Below are 17,562 nucleotides of genomic sequence, written 5' to 3'. Positions count from 1 at the left end.
AAAGGTAATAATTAGTAAACAGAGATTGGTTATTAGTGATTAGAACTTTGTTACAGTTAATACTAATCTCTAACCACTAACCTCAAATCACTAAATTACGCTTTCACCGCTTTTAAACTTAGGTCGAGGCTTTTTACAGAATGGGTTAAAGCACCAACGGAAATATAATCAACCCCGCAATCCGCATACCGGCGTATATTATCAACGGTAATACCTCCCGAAGCTTCCGTAATATATCTTCCTTCAATTATATTTACGGCAGTACAGAGCTCGTCAAAGCCAAAATTATCTAACAATATGCGGTCAACCCCACCGGTTTGCAGTACCTGTTCTACTTCCTCAAGGTTACGTACTTCTATTTCAATGGCTAACTTTTTGTTTAGGCCGGTCACATAATTGCGCGCACTTTCAATCGCCTCTCTAATACCGCCTGCATAATCAACATGATTATCCTTTATCAGTATCATATCATACAAACCAAAACGATGGTTTACCCCTCCGCCTATGCGTACTGCCCATTTCTCAAAGTAGCGCATGCCGGGTGTGGTTTTGCGGGTATCTAAAACCTTAGTGTTCGTGCCTTTTAACAGATCCACAATTTCGCGGGTTTTGGTGGCAATACCGCTCATGCGCTGCATGCAGTTCAACACTAAACGCTCGGCAGTTAAAATATTCCGCACATTGCCTTCAACCTCAAATGCTACATCTTTCGGTTTAACAACAGCCCCATCTTTTAAAAAGATATTCAGTTTAAACTGAGGGTCTATAACATGAAATATTTCGGCAGCCAGTTCAACACCAGCCAGTACGCCATAATCTTTTACTAAAAGTTTTGCTTTGCCAACAGCGTCGGCAGGTATGGTTGCCAGTGAGGTGTGGTCGCCATCGCCCACATCTTCTTTTAATGAACTAATGATAAACTGGTCTATAAGTTCTTTGTCCAAATCGTTGTCTTTTTTTTGAAAGCTCAAAAGTAAGAACAATTAGAATATTATTTAGCTTTTTCAGCTTCAATACGCAATTCAATAATTTTCATGGCGCCTTCCGTTTCATTAAGGGTATAGGCAATACGATAAGTACCACCTGTGCTTTTGAGGATTACCACTCCAAAAAGGAATTTTTGGTTGGAGTTTACCTTATGTAACAATTGCACATGCTGGGGTTTATTTTTGCTGAAGAAATTATTTAGAGCATCCTCTACCTGTCGTTTGGAATAGGTATTCTCCTGCCCCATTACAGTCATCTCAACTGTTGACGCGCAAAGCTTTACAATTTCGGGTGTGTTGCCCTGTTTTATGAAACCGGCTATATTATCAATTTTATCCGACTGAAAAGCAGCGGTAAAAATGAATAAGATAACAACCGATGACAAGTAAATAAACCTCATATTAATATATACGTAATATAGCTAAAATCTGCTTCAAAGAAAAATTGAACAGAGATAAATATTATTCCGTAATGTACAACGTGGCCTTTATATTTGCATTGTGGAAAAACAGAAAAAAGTTACATTAATTATACTAGACGGCTGGGGTTACGGCCGTAATGATGAGTCGAACGCTATATTAGCTGCTGATACTCCTTTTGTTGATTCTTTATTGGCGAACTACCCGCACTCAAAGCTGGAAGCATCGGGCATGGCAGTAGGTTTGCCCGAAGGGCAGATGGGAAATTCAGAAGTTGGGCACATGAATTTAGGTGCAGGCCGCGTAGTTTACCAGGAGCTGGGCCGTATACACAAAGCGGTTTTAGATAACGAATTACCAACCAACCCGGTATTAAAAAACGCTTTTGAATACGCGAAAGCCAATGATAAGGACGTACACTTCATTGGTTTAGTATCCGATGGTGGTGTACACTCGCATATAAAACATGTAAAAGGTCTGGTTGATGCTGCCGGTGTTTACGATCTGAACAATGTTTTCATACATGCTTTTTTAGATGGCCGTGATACTGACCCAAAATCAGGGTTAAATTTCATAACTGATCTTGAACAATATATTGAACCAACCCCGGTAAAAATAGCCTCGGTTATTGGCCGTTATTACGCTATGGACCGCGACAATCGCTGGGAACGCGTAAAACTGGCTTATGACCTGATGGTTAATGCCGATGGCGAAGCTACTCAGGATGTACTGGCATCGATAAAAAAATCATATACTGATGGTGTTACCGATGAATTTATTAGACCGATAGTACATGTTGATGCTGATGGTAAACCGCTGGCTGTTATAAAAGATGGCGATGTGGTGATCTGCTTTAACTTCAGGACCGACCGTGGCCGTGAGATCACTATCGCGCTTACACAAAAATCTTTCCCTGAATATAACCTGCACCCGCTTAACCTGCATTATATTACCATGACCACCTATGATGAGACATTTAAAAATGTACAGGTGGTATTTACCAAAGAGGATTTAAGCAAAACCCTGGGCGAAATTTTGGAAGAGGCTGGCAAAAACCAGATCCGCATAGCTGAAACGGAAAAATATCCGCACGTAACTTTCTTCTTCTCAGGTGGCCGTGAAAAGGAATTTGCTAACGAAAAACGTTTACTGGTACCATCGCCAAAAGTGGCAACGTATGATCTGCAGCCCGAAATGAGCGCGGAAGGTATACGTGATGCCATTATCCCTGAATTGATCAGCGGTTGGCCTGACTTTGTGGTACTGAACTTTGCCAATACCGATATGGTTGGCCACACAGGTGTATTTGAAGCCGTTGTTAAAGCCGCTGAAACTGCCGACAGGTGTACACAGGCTGTTGTTGAAACAGGCTTAGCTCATGGTTATTCATTCATTATCCTGGCTGACCACGGTAATGCTGACTACATGGTTAATGACGATGGATCGCCGAATACAGCACATACTACCAACCTGGTACCGTGCATTATAATTGATAATGATGTAAAATCAGTAAAAGATGGCAAGCTTGGCGATGTTGCACCTACTGTATTAAAACTTTTAGGCGTTGCCATACCTGCAGAAATGACCGGGAATGTATTGGTATAAATCAAAAACAAGGTTTGCAGTCGCTTTAGCAGCAGTTATATTCACTATAGCCTGTTTAAGCGCCTGCAAACCTGCTATAAAGGAAACCGGCGCCCAATTAAAATATTTTGATATAAAAGGATATTTTGAGAAGGATTCGGCACGCCTTAGCAAATTAAACCCGCTCGTTTTTAAAACGGTGGTGCATAATGGCGTTAGCGAAAGCAAAAAAGTACACATAGCAAACTGGGGCGCCGAACTGAACTTCTTTAAATCATCAGACATTAACAGGCCAGCCTGGCGGGATAGTTATACCATTGAGGCCGACAGCAATATTTTAATATACAGGGCAAAAGACATCGACCTGAAAACCCGGGAAATAGTTATTAAACTGGATAAAGGAAAAGTAAAATGGATATTGATAGGTAATTACACCAAGAATTTGCTGTATACCACCCGCGAAAAATTAAGCTATTTTCCTGATTCGCTTTATATGGTCGAAAAAATGCAGGCTGTAAGGGTGATAGGGATTAACAATTATAAGATAACCGGAGCTTTTACTCAATGATGAGCAACAACATCTGCCAGTTTTATTTTTGAAAGCTCCATTAAGGATGAGATATCAGACCGTGTAGGGTCGCTGCTCAATACCTTTTCAAAATCAGTAATTGAGGCTTTTAATGCATTAATAGCCCTGTTTTTATCGTAAAAATGTGGCGTTGGCTGTAGTTTAAATACAGCATAATCACGGTAGGCTATACCCCTGTTCTGGTAAAATTTAATATCTGAGGGGTCGGTGTTGATTTCTATGGCTTTGGTAAAGTCATATATCGAGCCTAACATATATTTTTCCTTATCGGCTGGTGAAAGCTGGGGATCCTTAGCCATATAGCATTTTGCCCTTGCCCTGTAGTAGTAAGCAGATGCATCAGCCGGTTTAATGGAAATAACTTTGGTATATGCTGCTATGGATTTTTTGTAATTGTCGCTATGGTAATAGGAATAGCCTAGCATCCAAAGCGCGTTAACATCGGTTGAGTCGGCTATACAGCCACGCTCAAGCTGCTGAATGGCGGCTTTAAAATCCCCATCCATAAAAGCCTGTTGTCCTAATTTAACATAAGCGTTCTGGGCAAATGTGCTTTCAATCGTAGAGAAAATCAACAAAGATACTATGACCGATAACTTCATCCGGGGACTATTGTCAAACAAATTTAATACAACATTAACTAAAATTGCAAGTAAATATTATACATAGTGTGTATTTGTTTGCAAATATTTATTAACAATCAGCGTTTCTTATAGTTACAGCATGACTTTTTTTCATCTTTAATTACAATTCCTGTTTATTTATAAAAACCGGCAATAGATTTACAATAAACACATAATCAATTTGTTATGTCATTACAATAAATATTATAACAAGATATCGTATCTTGGCATAAGTGTTGGCATATAGTAGTTAATAGTCAAAAAATGCTATTCTAAATTGCACCTGTAATATACAGGGTGACAACATGGCGTTTTTTTTATCATATAAAAAGAGGTTTTTGATGAGTTTTGATCCGTACGATTTTAAGAGTGCTATGCCGATGTTGAACGATGATGCTGAATTTTTTCCGCTAATGTCATCAGAGGATGAAGCCGAGATGAATAATGAGCTGGTTCCGGACATTTTGCCCATACTGCCTTTACGTAATACTGTGTTATTTCCCGGCGTGGTGATCCCTATCACTGTTGGCAGGGATAAATCTATAAAGCTGATCCGCGATGCCAATAAAGGCGACCGGATGATAGGTGTAGTTTCGCAACAGGATGTGGGTATTGAAGATCCTACCTTTAACCAGCTTAATAAAGTAGGTACTGTTGCCCTGATTATAAAAGTACTGCAAATGCCTGATGGTAACACAACTGTTATCCTGCAAGGCAAAAAACGCTTTATTTTAAGGGAAGAAATACAAAGCGAGCCTTATATTAAGGCTGCCATTGATTCATTTAAAGAAGTAAAGCCAAAAGAGGATAAAGAATTTAAAGCCATGATCTCGTCTATAAAAGACATGGCCATGAATATTATCCAGCTTTCGCCAAACATACCTAGTGAGGCAGGCATTGCTATCAGGAATATTGAAAGCAGTTCATTTTTGATAAACTTTATATCATCAAACATGAACGCTGATATGACTGCCAAGCAAAATTTGCTGGAGATCGCCAATCTGCGTGAGCGTACCAACCTGGTTTTGGAACATTTAACTTTGGACCTGCAAATGTTGGAACTAAAGAACCAGATACAAACCAAGGTGCGTGTCGATCTGGATAAGCAACAGCGTGATTATTTCCTGAACCAACAGCTAAAAACTATACAGGAAGAACTGGGCGGTAATTCGCCTGACCTGGAGATCGATAGTTTACGTGAACGTGGTAAAAAGAAAAAATGGGCCAAGGATGTTAATGACCATTTTAATAAAGAGCTTGACAAATTAGCCCGCATAAACCCTGCCGCGGCAGATTATTCGGTACAGATAAATTACCTGGAGCTATTGCTCGATCTGCCATGGAACGAGTTTACTAAAGATAACTTCGACCTTAAACGTGCCCAAAAGGTATTGGATAAGGATCATTTTGGTTTAGATAAGGTAAAACAACGCATCATAGAATACCTGGCCGTGCTTAAATTAAAGCATAATATGAAAGCCCCTATCCTTTGTTTGGTTGGCCCTCCGGGAGTTGGTAAAACTTCATTGGGCAAATCAATTGCAAAGGCATTGGGCCGTAAATATGTGCGTATGGCTTTAGGCGGTATCCGCGATGAAGCTGAGATACGCGGTCACCGTAAAACATACATAGGCGCTATGCCGGGCCGTATCATAACATCAATAAAAAAGGCCGGGGCTGCAAACCCTGTGTTTATTTTGGATGAGATTGATAAAGTAGGTAATGATTTCAGGGGCGACCCATCTTCTGCCCTGCTTGAAGTACTCGACCCTGAACAAAACAGCACTTTTTATGATCATTATGTAGAAATGGATTTCGACTTGTCGAACGTCATGTTCATCGCGACAGCAAACTCACTGAGCAGTATACAGCCGGCATTGCTTGATCGTATGGAGATCATTGAAGTTAATGGCTATACCATCGAAGAAAAAATAGAGATCGCCAAACAACATTTATTGCCTAAACAACGTGAGGCACATGGTTTAAAAACCAAGGATGTAGTTATTAAAGGTGATGTACTTGAAAAAATAGTTGAGGATTACACCCGTGAGTCTGGCGTACGTGCATTGGAGAAAAAAATTGGCTCGGTAGTACGTGGGGTAGCAAAAAGCATTGCGCTTGAGGAGCCTTATAATAATACCGTAAGCAAACCTGATGTTGAGCGAATTTTAGGCGCGCCTATATATGATAAGGACCTGTACGAAGGCAATAACGTAGCGGGTGTGGTAACAGGTCTGGCCTGGACATCGGTTGGCGGCGATATATTGTTTATTGAGGCTAGTTTAAGCCCCGGTAAAGGCCGTTTAACCTTAACAGGTAGTTTGGGTGATGTGATGAAAGAATCGGCTACTATAGCCATGGCTTACCTGCGTGCGCATTCCTCTTATTTTGATATCAACCCTAAATTGTTTGATCTGTGGGATGTACATATACACGTACCTGCGGGCGCTACACCAAAGGATGGGCCATCGGCTGGAGTAACTATGTTAACTGCGCTTACATCGGCCTTTACACAGCGTAAAATCAAGCCTCACCTGGCCATGACCGGCGAGATCACCCTGCGTGGCCGTGTTTTACCTGTTGGTGGTATTAAAGAAAAAATACTGGCCGCAAAACGTGCCAATATTAAAGAGATAATACTTTGCAAGTCGAACCAAAAGGATATACTGGAAATTAAGGAATCATATATTAAAGATCTTCAGTTTCATTATGTAACCGATATGCGCGAGGTAATTAACCTTGCCCTTTTAAATCAACAGGTTGATGACGCGCTTGATCTTACAGTAAAGGAAGAAACTAAACCTGTTTTGAGTTAAGCAGTATTCTTATTTAGTTTAATAATTGTAATCACATATTTTCATAAAGCCTCCCGTATAAGGAGGCTTTTTATATTTTTGAACATTATTTTATCCGTCTTTAATGAAGTTTAAACTACTACTCTCTCTCCTATTCGTTTTTGCAAGTATTAATTTATTTGCTCAAGCACAGCACAGCACCGAAATTGGTGTAGAAACCGACAATGATTCTTACCTGCTTCGAGGATCAGACAGGTATTATACAGATGGTATTTATTTCTATTACCGCCATGCCTTATCAACCGATGGGAATGATAACCTGAAGAATAAAGTATTGGGGTTTGAATTCGGCCAAAAAATATTTAACCCGCAGGCAGGCAGCGTAGCGGATATTTATGGAGTGGATCATGCAGACCTTGTAGACCGGCCGTTTGCAACTTATTTATATGTGGGATCGACCTTAAACCTTCTGTATGCCAATGAAAGCAACCTGAAACTGAGCGCACAATTAGGCATAGTTGGCCCCGATGCTTTTGGCAAACAAGTACAGGATTGGGTGCACAAGACCTTTGGCTTTTACCACCCCAGCGGCTGGGAATACCAGATAAAGAATGACCCGGAGATCAACCTTTCTGCCGAATATAACAGGTTACTTGCGCGCACCACTGGCGTTGATATTTCATTCAGTTCATATGGTAACCTAGGCAATGGGTTTACCGGGGCGGGATTGGGTTTCCTGCTTAGGTTGGGTAATTTTAACCAGTTATTTAATTCCGTAAGTACACAAAGTACAGCTTCGCAAGGCAATAAAATAACACCGCTGCACAAGCATGAATTATTTTTTTACTATAAGCCGCTCATTAATTATGTAGCCTATGATGCTACCATACAAGGTGGTTTACTGGAAACACATCACGAAGCCGGCAGCCAGGAAATTACTTTAGATAAAGAACCTTTTATTTTCAGTAATCAATTAGGCGTGGATTTTACGACAAACCGTTTCACATTTGATGTTGCCGCCATTGTACATACCCGGGATACAAAGGAAATGATCCGCTCAACTCATCAGTGGGGAGCAATTACGGGGATGTACCGCTTTAAGTGATCAGTCTTGAGTCTATAGTCTTAAGTCCAAAGTCATTATCTAAATCTAAATAGACTAATGACTTAAAACTGCAGACTTCCGACTAAAAGATCATTCATCAAACTTACTTTTCCTGCCTTCCTTTTTAGCAGCGTTTAATCGCTTATTTTCAAGTCGCGCCGCTTTAGCTGCTTTGCTTACACGCGTGGCCCTGCGGACCTTGGGTTTATGCAGGGCATTTTTGAGCAATATGATCAGTCGCTCAATGGCTTTTTCCTTGTTGAGGTATTGGCTGCGCTCCTCATCGCATATTACCTGTATATAGCCATCCTTATTAAACCGGGATTGTAGTTTATCTTTTAGTAAGTCTTTTTCCTCATCAGTAAATAAAGTTGAATCACCTATAGAAAACAACAGTTCCACCTTACTTGATACCTTGTTTACATTTTGCCCACCTTTACCCCCGCTCCTTGATGTTTTATAGGTAATTGTTTTTTGCAGTGATTCTTTATTGAGGTTCATTGTTTGCTAGTGAGTGGTTTATTAGGTTGATTAAGTGGGTAGTTAACCAGAATTAAATGAATTTATGAGATTTTCAGGATATTGTCTGAACCTTGATTTATAAGATTACATGATGTCCTTGATTTTATTGGCCTGACATCATGTAATCATTCAATCAGGAAAATCAAGGTCCAGAAAAAAAAATCGGCTGAATCAAAAAAATCAATCAAAATCAGCGGTAAATTTCTCCGTCTTCACACCAAATTTATTCAAAAAGTCAACACCTTCATCACTTGGCAGGCCTTTGTATTCAGCATAGGAATGCTGAAAGAAAACATGCTTTATACCTGCGGAGAAGATCAGTCGCGCGCAGGCAAGACAGGGCGATAGCGTAGTATAAAGTGTAGCGCCTTCCAATTTAGCACCATTCTTAACGGCGTATAGAATAGCATTCTCTTCGGCATGCAATGCTAAGGAGCAGCTATTACGAGAGTCGCGCGGGCAGCCGACCTCGGGCCATTCCTCATCGCAGTTATGGGTGCCTGACGGCGGCCCGTTATACCCAATGGAAATAATACGGGTATCCCGCGTTAAAACAGCTCCGACCTGGGCCTTAATGCAATGAGAGCGTTGGGCCAGGTCGGATGCCAGATTCATGAAAATATGATCGAAACTTAACTTGTTCATTGTTCAGTGGTTCATTAGTTCACTGGTGCATTAGTTCATTGGTGCAATAGCGTAAATACCAGTGGATGGGTAAGAAAGCGATACCAATGAACTAATGCACCAGTGAACTAATGAACTATAAAATATTAATGTCCGCCTTTTGCTTCTACGTGATCGAGGTCGATACCTTGTTTTTGTAACTCACGGCTAACTTTCCATGCAAAATAGGTAAGGTAAGCAAAGCCTAATACCGGAACTATGTAGGAGAAGTGTATCCCGCTCATACCTGCTATCAGGTTGTTGCTGCCATCGGCAATTTTACCCTGTAGTGGTGGAATAATTGAACCACCTAATATCATCATGATTAAAAATGCAGAACCCTGGCTGGTATATTTACCTAAACCTGTGATAGCTAACGAGAATATAGATGGCCACATAATTGAGCAGCATAAACCACCGCTGATGAACGAAAATGTAGCTACCCTGCCTGTTGTAAATAAACCTACCAATATAAAGATCATACCAAGCACACCTAATGTAGATAAAGTACGTACTGGTTTTTGTTGACCAATAAAGAAAGCTACAACCAATATAGCTACACAAACTGCATATACATATAAGTTACTTACATCAACACCGGTTATTGCATTTACTACCAGCACTAAACCAAATGCTATAAATGGCACTAAAACATATAGTACATATTTTGTTGTTTTTGATAGATCAAAAGCACCTATAGAACCTGCAAAACGGCCGATCATTAAACTCCCCCAGTACAATGAAATATATGGTGCAATTTCTGATTCGCTAAATGAACCGAACGCAGGAGTTTTTAATAACGAGCCCATATTACTTTGTATAGTTACTTCGGTACCCACATAAGTAAATATGGCCAACATACCTAAAATTAATTGCGGGTATTGCATTGCGCCCCAACCATGGCTGCTTTTTTTGGCGGCAAATATGGTACCCACCAATGTAAATACAATAATAGCCAGCGAAGCGTAAACGAAATACTGACTAGGAATTGAAGTTGCTTTGCTGATAGGATCAGCAGCAAGGATCAATAAAAACGCAATAAATATTACAAAAAGTGGTGTATTTGCTTTCGTGCTTGCCTCTATTTCTTCATCGCTGGTTACTGTTGGCAGTTTTGATACCCAGAAGAATATAGCAACAGCTATAAATAAGCCTGCAAGTATGTAGTAGAGGTTATCAACTGATGATATTTTCACATCTGCTGCCGCAATTTTTGCTGATGCCGATCCAAATAATACGAAACCAACCACAATCGGGCCTAGTAAAGCGCCTATATTATTTACGCTGCCTGCAAAATTTAAACGGTTTGAACCGGTTTCAGGCGGCCCTAAAGCTACCACAAACGGGTTTGCAGCGGTTTGTTGTAATGAAAAGCCCACAGCTATGATAAAAAATACGGTTAAGATTAAGCCAAATGAGCCTGATGCAACGGCCGGGATCATACCCAATGCACCTGCTGCCGATATTACAAGGCCAAGTATAATACCATTTTTATAGCCTAACTTATTAAGTATATCAACCTTGCTGAATTGCGATGCAAAGTATAATATCAATGATCCGATAAAATAACCACCGTAAAAGGTAAAATCAATTAGCTGTGATTCAAATTGCGATAAACTAAAGTGTGATTTGCAAAACGGTATAAATACACCATTTGAGGCCGCTAAGAAGCCCCAAAAGAAAAAAACGATGATAAGGGTGTACAGCGCAGAGCCATAACTTTTGGTTTTGTCTTGTTCCATTGTTTATTGTAGGTTATAAAAAAGTATTATCAGGGCACTAACATAGACAAATTTTATAATTCAGGTTGAAATTTTTTGAATTAATAAATCGGTATAGCAAACTTTTCTTTGTTTAAGAGATAAAAATTGCATATTCGCATACTCAAAACTGAAACTATTATTAATGATAGAAGCTGTTATCTCGGGGATTGGATTTGGATTAGTGCTGACGTTTCTTACAGGCCCGGTATTTTTTGCTCTAATTAAAACCAGTATTGAAAAAGGTTTTCATGCTGGTGTTGCATTAGCCTTAGGCGTAGTATGCAGTGATATGGTATTTGTAGGCGCTTTACTATTCGGCGCACAATACTTTGATGTATCCGCACATGATAAAACTATTGCCGGTGTTGTAGGCAGTGTTATTTTATTTATCATCGGCATTTATTATATCTTCAAAAAGGCCGAGGTTAGCTATAAAGTTACAGTCCCCACACGGCTACACAAGGCTGGTTACTTTCTGAAAGGCTTTTTTATGTGCATTTTTAACCCTACCATCCTGCTGCACTGGACATTTGTTATCGGCACCGCCAGTACCGTTTACCATGAGGGGGTACATAACCGGGCGCTTAAAATAGGCATCATGTTTTTAACCATATTGATTGTACAATTTGGTATGGATACTACAAAAGCCTTTTATGCCGATAAACTCCGCGACCGTATATCAGTTAAATTTATACACCGGTTAAATGAGATAGCAGGTGTAGCATTGATCATCGCCTCCCTTATTATCTGTGATAAACTGGTTACTCATTTTGTATTCTCGGCGCCGGCAGCTTCTTAGGTCAGTTCCTTCATCAGCTTATCAAAAGCTTCGCGCAACTCAGCAAGTTCCTGCTCCAGTTTAGCTACACGGGCTTCTAAACCGCTTGATGGTTTATTAGCAACTTCATCAGCATAATCTTCATTTACATCAGGTATACCAGATAATAAATGCGCGTAACGCACTTCTTTTTGTCCCGGACGGCGGGGCAGTTGCAATACAAATGGCGGTTCGGTTGTAGTTAACCGCTCCAAAACTTCCTGTACTTCTTCTATCGATTCAAACTCATGTAACCTGCCTGAGTTGGTATTTAGTTCGCCCGGAGTTTGCGGGCCCCTCAGCATTAATAAACACATCAGCGCAACCTCAGCCGGTATAACCGGAAATACAATGGCAAAATTATGTTTGAATTTTACCGAACGATCGGAACCACCCGTAGCGGTCGAAATCAATCCACGCCTTTTTAATGTGTTCAGCGCAGTGGCAACGGTGTCTTCATCATATTGCACCACCGGTTTACGGCTGGTTTTTTGATTACAGGCCGCCACCAGGCTATTGATGGTCATGGGGTAATAATCGGGTGTGGTTTTGCTTTTTTCCATTAATACGCCCAGTACGCGCAGCTCCGGGGCATCAAGTACGGGTAAAGTTTGTAGTGAATCCATGCGCCAAATATAAACATCAGTTTTGTAAGTAAAAGTTAAGATAATTTGATTGAAAACCGGTTAATTTGTAATTGGTATGTCGCTATTTATTACATCATTAAACTCGGGGAGCAACGGCAACTGCTATTACATTGGTAATGAGCACGAAGCGATTTTAGTGGATGCAGGTATCTCCTGCCGCGAAACCGAAAAGCGCATGAAGCGGCTGGGCCTTTCCATTAATAAAGTAAAGGCGATCTTTATCTCGCATGAGCATACCGACCATATCAGCGGCATCCCGGTGCTGGCAAAAAAGTTTAATATCCCCGTTTACATTACGCCGGGCACACTCAAACACCTGAATGTTAATTTTGAGGATTACAGCTTTATAAATTTCATAGCCCATGAGGCGGTTATGATAGGCGAACTGGCAGTAACTGCTTTCCCCAAATTTCATGATGCATCGGAGCCGCATAGCTTTATTGTTACCTGCCGGGATATTACGGTTGGCATATTTACTGATATCGGCGTAGTTTGCGATAACCTGATAGCTAACTTTCAAAAATGTCATGCTGCTTTCCTGGAAGCTAATTATGATGATGAAATGCTGGACAACGGCGGATATCCCTATCATTTAAAACGACGTATCCGTGGCGGCAACGGGCACTTATCAAATAAACAGGCACTGGAGCTTTTCATCAACCATAAGCCTGCCTATATGAGCCACTTATTGCTGGCGCACCTTTCAAAAAACAATAACGACCCGAGCTTAGTTTATGAGCTGTTTAACAGTCATGCTAATGGTACTGAAGTAGTTGTAGCTTCGCGATATGAGGAAACACCTGTATATTATATTGGTGGTACCGAGGTTATTGGTGGCAGGGCTAAGCAACTGGCGTTTGATTTGTAGAGAGGCTATTTTGAAAGGGTGTCATGCTGAGCGCTAGTCGAAGCATGAGCGTAAAGGCCTGCCCACATGCTTCGACTAGCGCTTAGCATGACACCCACACTTATTATTCTATTATTGCTTACTATCCACCTCTCTCCTATACTCCTGTATAGCTTTTACAATAGACTTGACGATCTCCGCCTGACCGGTTGCGGAATTGAGGTAATCTTCTTCGGTGGGGTTATTGATGAAGCCGGTTTCTATTAATACAGCAGGCATCGCGCTGTGCGCTAAAACCAGTACCCCCTGCTCCTTTACGCCTAATACCTCACGATCACCGGTGGCCTTGAACTGATCCATTAGCAGATCCCCAAACAGGATGCTTTGCTTACGGTATTTTTGCATGTAAGCATTTAACACAATGAGGTTGGTAGGGTCACTCTCATCGTAACTTTCATAGGTTTGCTTGTAGTTCTTCTCAATATATATAGATGAGTTTTCACGGATCGCCTCCAATTGCTCGCCTTTGCGGTGGATGGCATAAACTAATACCATTATCCCTTTTTGCTTATGCGCGATGCTTGCCGTACCCTCGGGCGATGAGTTACAGTGAATGGATATAAACAGGTTAGAATGATTTTCGTTGGCGATCTCTGAGCGCCGGTTTAGTTCAATAAAGGTGTTATCATCACGTGTCATGATGACTTTTATGGATGGCATGGCATCATTTATGGCATCCCTTAGTTTTTTGGCGATGGATAGCGCTACTGTTTTTTCAAGCGAATAAGAACCATGAGCACCGGGATCCTTGCCACCATGACCAGCATCAATTACAATTGTTCGTACTTTAAAGGGTTTTGTTTGTGAGGTATCTCCCGGATTGACAAAGGAGGTGAATACAGGACTGCAAAACAAAGCAAAACAGATAAGCGCTTTTAGTCCCCGGATGTTATTTCTCATTAATTATTCGTTTTGCGAGTAGTACGCATTGTTGTTGTTAAAAGGTATAAAGCAACAACTAAAAATTAGCAATAAGGTTGAATTATTTTTTATTTTCTTTTTTGCTGCATTTCGGGCACAGGCCACTGGCATACAGTGTGAAGTTTTCGGCCTTAAAACCAGCCGGAAGATTAATTGACGGCAGGTTAAGATCATTTAAACAATATACATTGTTACACACCGTACAATTGAAATGCAGGTGCTCATCCTGGTGGTTATGCTCTTCACAATTGGAATGGCAAATAGCGTAGTTTGCCGTACCATTTAAGTCGAAAACTTTATGAATGATACCCTTTTCCTCAAACACATTAAGGATACGGTAAAGCGTAACGCGGTCAACATCATGCATCAAATTCTCCAGATCGGGCTGGGAAGTAGCAGTATTTTTTGATGACATCATTGACAAAACCCTTAATCTGGGCCCTGTTTTTTTTAAATGATGATGATCAAGCAAATGTTCAAACCGGTTATCGTTTTGTACTTGTGGCATTAAATTAATAATTGATTATCAAGTATATAAAATTACTATGAAAGGAACGTTATTCTTACCAAAATCTTACAAAGATACATACCAATGCAACAAAATTGCACCTGAATTATCTTTATTTTACTTTCCAATTATTTAATAATCGTTTAACAATTACAGAATATTCCATCGCAAATACTATTTTTGCGCCTCTAATAAAAAAAGTGTGCCCCAAATAGGTTTAAGTATAAAAGACAGATGGAAGCTAGCCTGCAATACAGGGCCAAAGCGATTGAGACTGATAAGCGGTTCAATCATCATCTTTGCTATTATAATTTATCTTCCCTATTTTTTTAGAGGTATTGAACAAAGGCAGGGCGTAGTGTTGCATGACTGGCTATTGGCCCAGGTACCACCGCATAACGTATCAGTTGCTATATTTATTATAATTTGGGGCACAGGCCTGTTGATATTATACAGGGCTCTTTACAAACCATCCATCTATCTTGTATATGTATGGTCGCTTATATTTGTGTGTATCGCACGCATGATAAGCATTAGCGTTGTGGCCTTAAACCCGCCAATAGGCTTAATACCGCTCTCCGATCCGCTTACCGGTGTATTTTACGGGCATGCCATTATTACCAAAGACCTATTCTTCTCTGGCCATATCACCACAGTAATGTTGACATTTTTATGCCTTGAGAAAAAAAACGACAAAATAATTGCCTTCTTTTCCATTATAGCAATAGCTATTTTACTGATTATCCAGCACATACATTATACTATAGATATTTTAGCCGCGCCGGTTATTACGTATACGGTTTACAGGTTTACACTGTACCTGCTTTTCTAATCCGGCAATTCGTCAGTTATATCAAGTCTGGCTACACCAATTCTATCGTCAGCCATTCCATAATACAGGTCGAACCTGTTAGGTGTACCCAGATCATGCCTGCAATCAATCCCTGTCGGGAATACTACATTGGCAATCAGCCCAACCTGCTCATCAGGGTTATCGGGCTTTAAAACAGGTTGTGGCGAACGGTATAATATATTAGCCGGGTTGTCCTTATCCAGTATCATCACCCCTGCCGAATACACCAGCCGCTGTTTTTGATCGCCTGTGCCTTCGGTTTCATGCACACCGTGATAAACGATCATCCAGCCATGTTTGGTTAAAACCGGTGGCGTACCGCAACCTATTTTCAGTTTTTCCCAATCAGCTTCGGGCGCGGCTAAACGGTGGTGCGAGGTAAATTTGGCCCCCTTAACAGGTATATGTTCATTTAATTTAACCGGGCGGTAGGATATCCAGATGCTTTCCAGGTGTATATCAATTTGTTTCGATCTGGATTTTTTCATCATCTCCTCAGGACTGGTACCCGGAAATAGCGGACGGTGTAATAAACCAAGTTCCGGATGACCGGATGGATTGGGTATTGCATCAGGAAAAGTACAGGAATCCTTATTATCCACACCCTGAAACTCAATATGCTTGTAAGGACTAAAGCTAGCTAAGCCTACCCTTTCCCAATGCGGCAGATCATTAGAACGCGCTAAGGCTATTCTTGGGCCATTAGGGCCAAATGCTACATAGTTCATTACATAATGCTGTAACACCGTATTATAAGTAATGCGCGGATCTTCGCAGCCGCCACCATCCGGACGCTTTTCGTAATCTGCTTCGGGCTCCAAAGCTATACCTATGCGTTCAACACCTACCGGATCGCCGGCATCATTAAATTTAACACGTGCTATACCTATGCGTGAATAATTGCCCTTAGCCACCAGACGTGGGAATAAATATAAATGTCCATCCGGCCCACGTACCGCAGCCGGATTTAGCACACCTTCAACTTCCATTGCATTACCAGGCTCAGGTGTCATCAATGTGCCCAAACGCTGCACTTTAAATTCAGGCATCTTGTTTCTTCTCCTTTTTAATTTCAAGTGTAGATATTTTACCGCCCAGGCATGATATAATCGTTTCAATAACACGCTTGGTTTCATCAGGGTCGCGTACCTGTATGGAGTCGGCCCCGGTTGTGCTGGCCGGATAATCATTACCTCCTTTAAATAAAGCATCGCCAATAAAAATCATTTCACTGATCTTGATACCCAGTACCTTTTTTAATTTACGCATGCCATAAGCCTTGTCAATACCCGGCTTGGTAATATCAATTGAGGTAGCGCCACCCATTTGTACCGAAAATTCGGGCAAGGTTTTATCCAGTATATCTTTTATCTTTTTGCGCTTTACAAATTTGGGATCCCATACCTTTTTCTCATCCAAAGGCGCTTTTTGCCCCAATGCCGAATAAGTGATCTGGCTGCCCCTGTCCTCGATGGTTTCGCCCCATGTTTTTTTGACTTCAGTTTTCGATTCCTTTATAGCAGCGTTCAGCGAATCGATGATCTTTGTTTTCTCTTCATCGGTAAAATCCTCCGAATAAAGTTTTTCCCAGCCTTTCTTATATTGATAGAACTTAGTACCACAGGTTGGCAAAATTGACAGATGTTTCAGGTGCTTATCCTGCGGCAGATGAGACAATACCTGTTTTTCAAACTGGGGCCAGTCGCCGCCAGATATGATGGCTACATGCACAATATCAATTAAACGGCTAAATAATTTGGCCATTTCAGGATCTAACGCTGCTTTGCTTTCGGCAAGCGTGCCATCCAAATCAAATACAATTAGTTTTTTCATAATTTATATGGTCATCCCCGCAGGGA

General features: G+C 40.9%; 18 protein-coding genes. 7 read left to right on the top strand and 11 right to left on the bottom strand.

Going from position 1 to position 17,562, the window contains the following annotated elements; all coding sequences use genetic code 11:
* Positions 1 to 95 precede the first annotated feature (95 nt).
* Together nadC and BLU33_RS07315 are read right to left on the bottom strand one after the other, a co-directional pair.
* The gene (gene nadC, locus BLU33_RS07320) at positions 96 to 944 is read right to left on the bottom strand and encodes a carboxylating nicotinate-nucleotide diphosphorylase (RefSeq protein ID WP_091380297.1); all 849 of its coding nucleotides are present in this window, start codon (positions 942 to 944) and stop codon (positions 96 to 98) included.
* A 47-nt stretch (positions 945 to 991) separates the two neighbouring features.
* On the bottom strand, positions 992 to 1,387 hold the full coding sequence (locus BLU33_RS07315) for a DUF4783 domain-containing protein (RefSeq protein ID WP_091370798.1): 396 nt from the start codon (positions 1,385 to 1,387) through the stop codon (positions 992 to 994).
* A gap of 100 nt (positions 1,388 to 1,487) precedes the next feature.
* Here BLU33_RS07315 and gpmI point away from each other — a divergent pair, with 100 nt between their 5' ends.
* Both gpmI and BLU33_RS07305 read left to right on the top strand, forming a co-directional pair.
* Positions 1,488 to 3,011 (top strand): 2,3-bisphosphoglycerate-independent phosphoglycerate mutase, encoded by a 1,524-nt coding sequence (gene gpmI, locus BLU33_RS07310; protein WP_091370796.1) that lies wholly within the window; start codon positions 1,488 to 1,490, stop codon positions 3,009 to 3,011.
* On the top strand, positions 2,998 to 3,558 hold the full coding sequence (locus tag BLU33_RS07305; RefSeq protein ID WP_091370794.1) for a hypothetical protein: 561 nt from the start codon (positions 2,998 to 3,000) through the stop codon (positions 3,556 to 3,558). Before gpmI ends, BLU33_RS07305 begins: the two co-directional genes overlap by 14 nt.
* Here the strand turns inward: BLU33_RS07305 and BLU33_RS07300 are convergent.
* Positions 3,552 to 4,181 (bottom strand): tetratricopeptide repeat protein, encoded by a 630-nt coding sequence (locus tag BLU33_RS07300; protein ID WP_091370792.1) that lies wholly within the window; start codon positions 4,179 to 4,181, stop codon positions 3,552 to 3,554. The genes BLU33_RS07305 and BLU33_RS07300 overlap by 7 nt on opposite strands.
* Positions 4,182 to 4,543: 362 nt before the next feature.
* Between BLU33_RS07300 and lon the strand changes: the two genes are divergently transcribed.
* Both lon and BLU33_RS07290 read left to right on the top strand, forming a co-directional pair.
* A complete protein-coding gene (gene lon, locus BLU33_RS07295) occupies positions 4,544 to 7,018 on the top strand; it encodes an endopeptidase La (RefSeq protein WP_394331790.1) in 2,475 nt (824 codons plus the stop codon).
* Between the two features lie 103 nt (positions 7,019 to 7,121).
* On the top strand, positions 7,122 to 8,102 hold the full coding sequence (locus tag BLU33_RS07290) for a lipid A deacylase LpxR family protein (protein WP_091370790.1): 981 nt from the start codon (positions 7,122 to 7,124) through the stop codon (positions 8,100 to 8,102).
* 90 nt (positions 8,103 to 8,192) lie between these two features.
* Here the strand turns inward: BLU33_RS07290 and arfB are convergent, their stop codons facing one another.
* The 3 genes from arfB to BLU33_RS07275 form a co-directional block, all read right to left on the bottom strand.
* Positions 8,193 to 8,603, bottom strand: coding sequence for an alternative ribosome rescue aminoacyl-tRNA hydrolase ArfB (gene arfB / locus BLU33_RS07285; RefSeq protein ID WP_091370788.1), 411 nt, complete (start codon positions 8,601 to 8,603; stop codon positions 8,193 to 8,195).
* 201 nt (positions 8,604 to 8,804) lie between these two features.
* The gene (locus BLU33_RS07280) at positions 8,805 to 9,269 is read right to left on the bottom strand and encodes a deoxycytidylate deaminase (protein ID WP_091370787.1); all 465 of its coding nucleotides are present in this window, start codon (positions 9,267 to 9,269) and stop codon (positions 8,805 to 8,807) included.
* A gap of 125 nt (positions 9,270 to 9,394) precedes the next feature.
* Positions 9,395 to 11,029, bottom strand: a complete 1,635-nt coding sequence (locus tag BLU33_RS07275) for an MFS transporter (RefSeq protein ID WP_091370785.1) — start codon at positions 11,027 to 11,029, stop codon at positions 9,395 to 9,397.
* A gap of 163 nt (positions 11,030 to 11,192) precedes the next feature.
* Here BLU33_RS07275 and BLU33_RS07270 point away from each other — a divergent pair, with 163 nt between their 5' ends.
* Positions 11,193 to 11,849, top strand: a complete 657-nt coding sequence (locus BLU33_RS07270; protein ID WP_091370783.1) for a LysE family translocator — start codon at positions 11,193 to 11,195, stop codon at positions 11,847 to 11,849.
* On the opposite strand, the gene BLU33_RS07265 is transcribed toward BLU33_RS07270, so the two are convergent.
* On the bottom strand, positions 11,846 to 12,493 hold the full coding sequence (locus BLU33_RS07265; protein WP_091370781.1) for a YceH family protein: 648 nt from the start codon (positions 12,491 to 12,493) through the stop codon (positions 11,846 to 11,848). The genes BLU33_RS07270 and BLU33_RS07265 overlap by 4 nt on opposite strands.
* Before the next feature lie 76 nt (positions 12,494 to 12,569).
* On the opposite strand from BLU33_RS07265, the gene BLU33_RS07260 reads away from it, so the two are divergent.
* A complete protein-coding gene (locus BLU33_RS07260; protein ID WP_091370779.1) occupies positions 12,570 to 13,382 on the top strand; it encodes an MBL fold metallo-hydrolase in 813 nt (270 codons plus the stop codon).
* Between the two features lie 111 nt (positions 13,383 to 13,493).
* Here the strand turns inward: BLU33_RS07260 and BLU33_RS07255 are convergent, their stop codons facing one another.
* Both BLU33_RS07255 and BLU33_RS07250 read right to left on the bottom strand, forming a co-directional pair.
* Entirely contained in the window at positions 13,494 to 14,321 is an 828-nt protein-coding gene (locus BLU33_RS07255) for an N-acetylmuramoyl-L-alanine amidase family protein (protein ID WP_091370777.1), read from the bottom strand.
* A gap of 82 nt (positions 14,322 to 14,403) precedes the next feature.
* Complete coding sequence (locus BLU33_RS07250) at positions 14,404 to 14,850, bottom strand: Fur family transcriptional regulator (RefSeq protein WP_091370775.1); 447 nt, start codon at positions 14,848 to 14,850, stop codon at positions 14,404 to 14,406.
* Between the two features lie 202 nt (positions 14,851 to 15,052).
* Here BLU33_RS07250 and BLU33_RS07245 point away from each other — a divergent pair, with 202 nt between their 5' ends.
* Positions 15,053 to 15,682 carry a phosphatase PAP2-related protein gene (locus tag BLU33_RS07245; protein ID WP_232009413.1) on the top strand — a complete coding sequence of 210 codons (630 nt, stop codon included), beginning with the start codon at positions 15,053 to 15,055 and terminating at the stop codon, positions 15,680 to 15,682.
* Here the strand turns inward: BLU33_RS07245 and BLU33_RS07240 are convergent.
* Positions 15,679 to 16,752 carry a glycoside hydrolase family 130 protein gene (locus BLU33_RS07240; protein ID WP_091370773.1) on the bottom strand — a complete coding sequence of 358 codons (1,074 nt, stop codon included), beginning with the start codon at positions 16,750 to 16,752 and terminating at the stop codon, positions 15,679 to 15,681. The two genes, BLU33_RS07245 and BLU33_RS07240, sit on opposite strands and share 4 nt — an antisense overlap.
* Complete coding sequence (locus tag BLU33_RS07235) at positions 16,745 to 17,536, bottom strand: HAD-IIB family hydrolase (RefSeq protein ID WP_091370772.1); 792 nt, start codon at positions 17,534 to 17,536, stop codon at positions 16,745 to 16,747. Before BLU33_RS07235 ends, BLU33_RS07240 begins: the two co-directional genes overlap by 8 nt.
* Positions 17,537 to 17,562: the final 26 nt, after the last annotated feature.

It is taken from the genome of Mucilaginibacter mallensis, assembly GCF_900105165.1.
Lineage (GTDB): Bacteria > Bacteroidota > Bacteroidia > Sphingobacteriales > Sphingobacteriaceae > Mucilaginibacter > Mucilaginibacter mallensis.
Note: the sequence above shows the minus strand (reverse complement) of the source record. Positions and strands in the feature narration are given on the sequence as shown.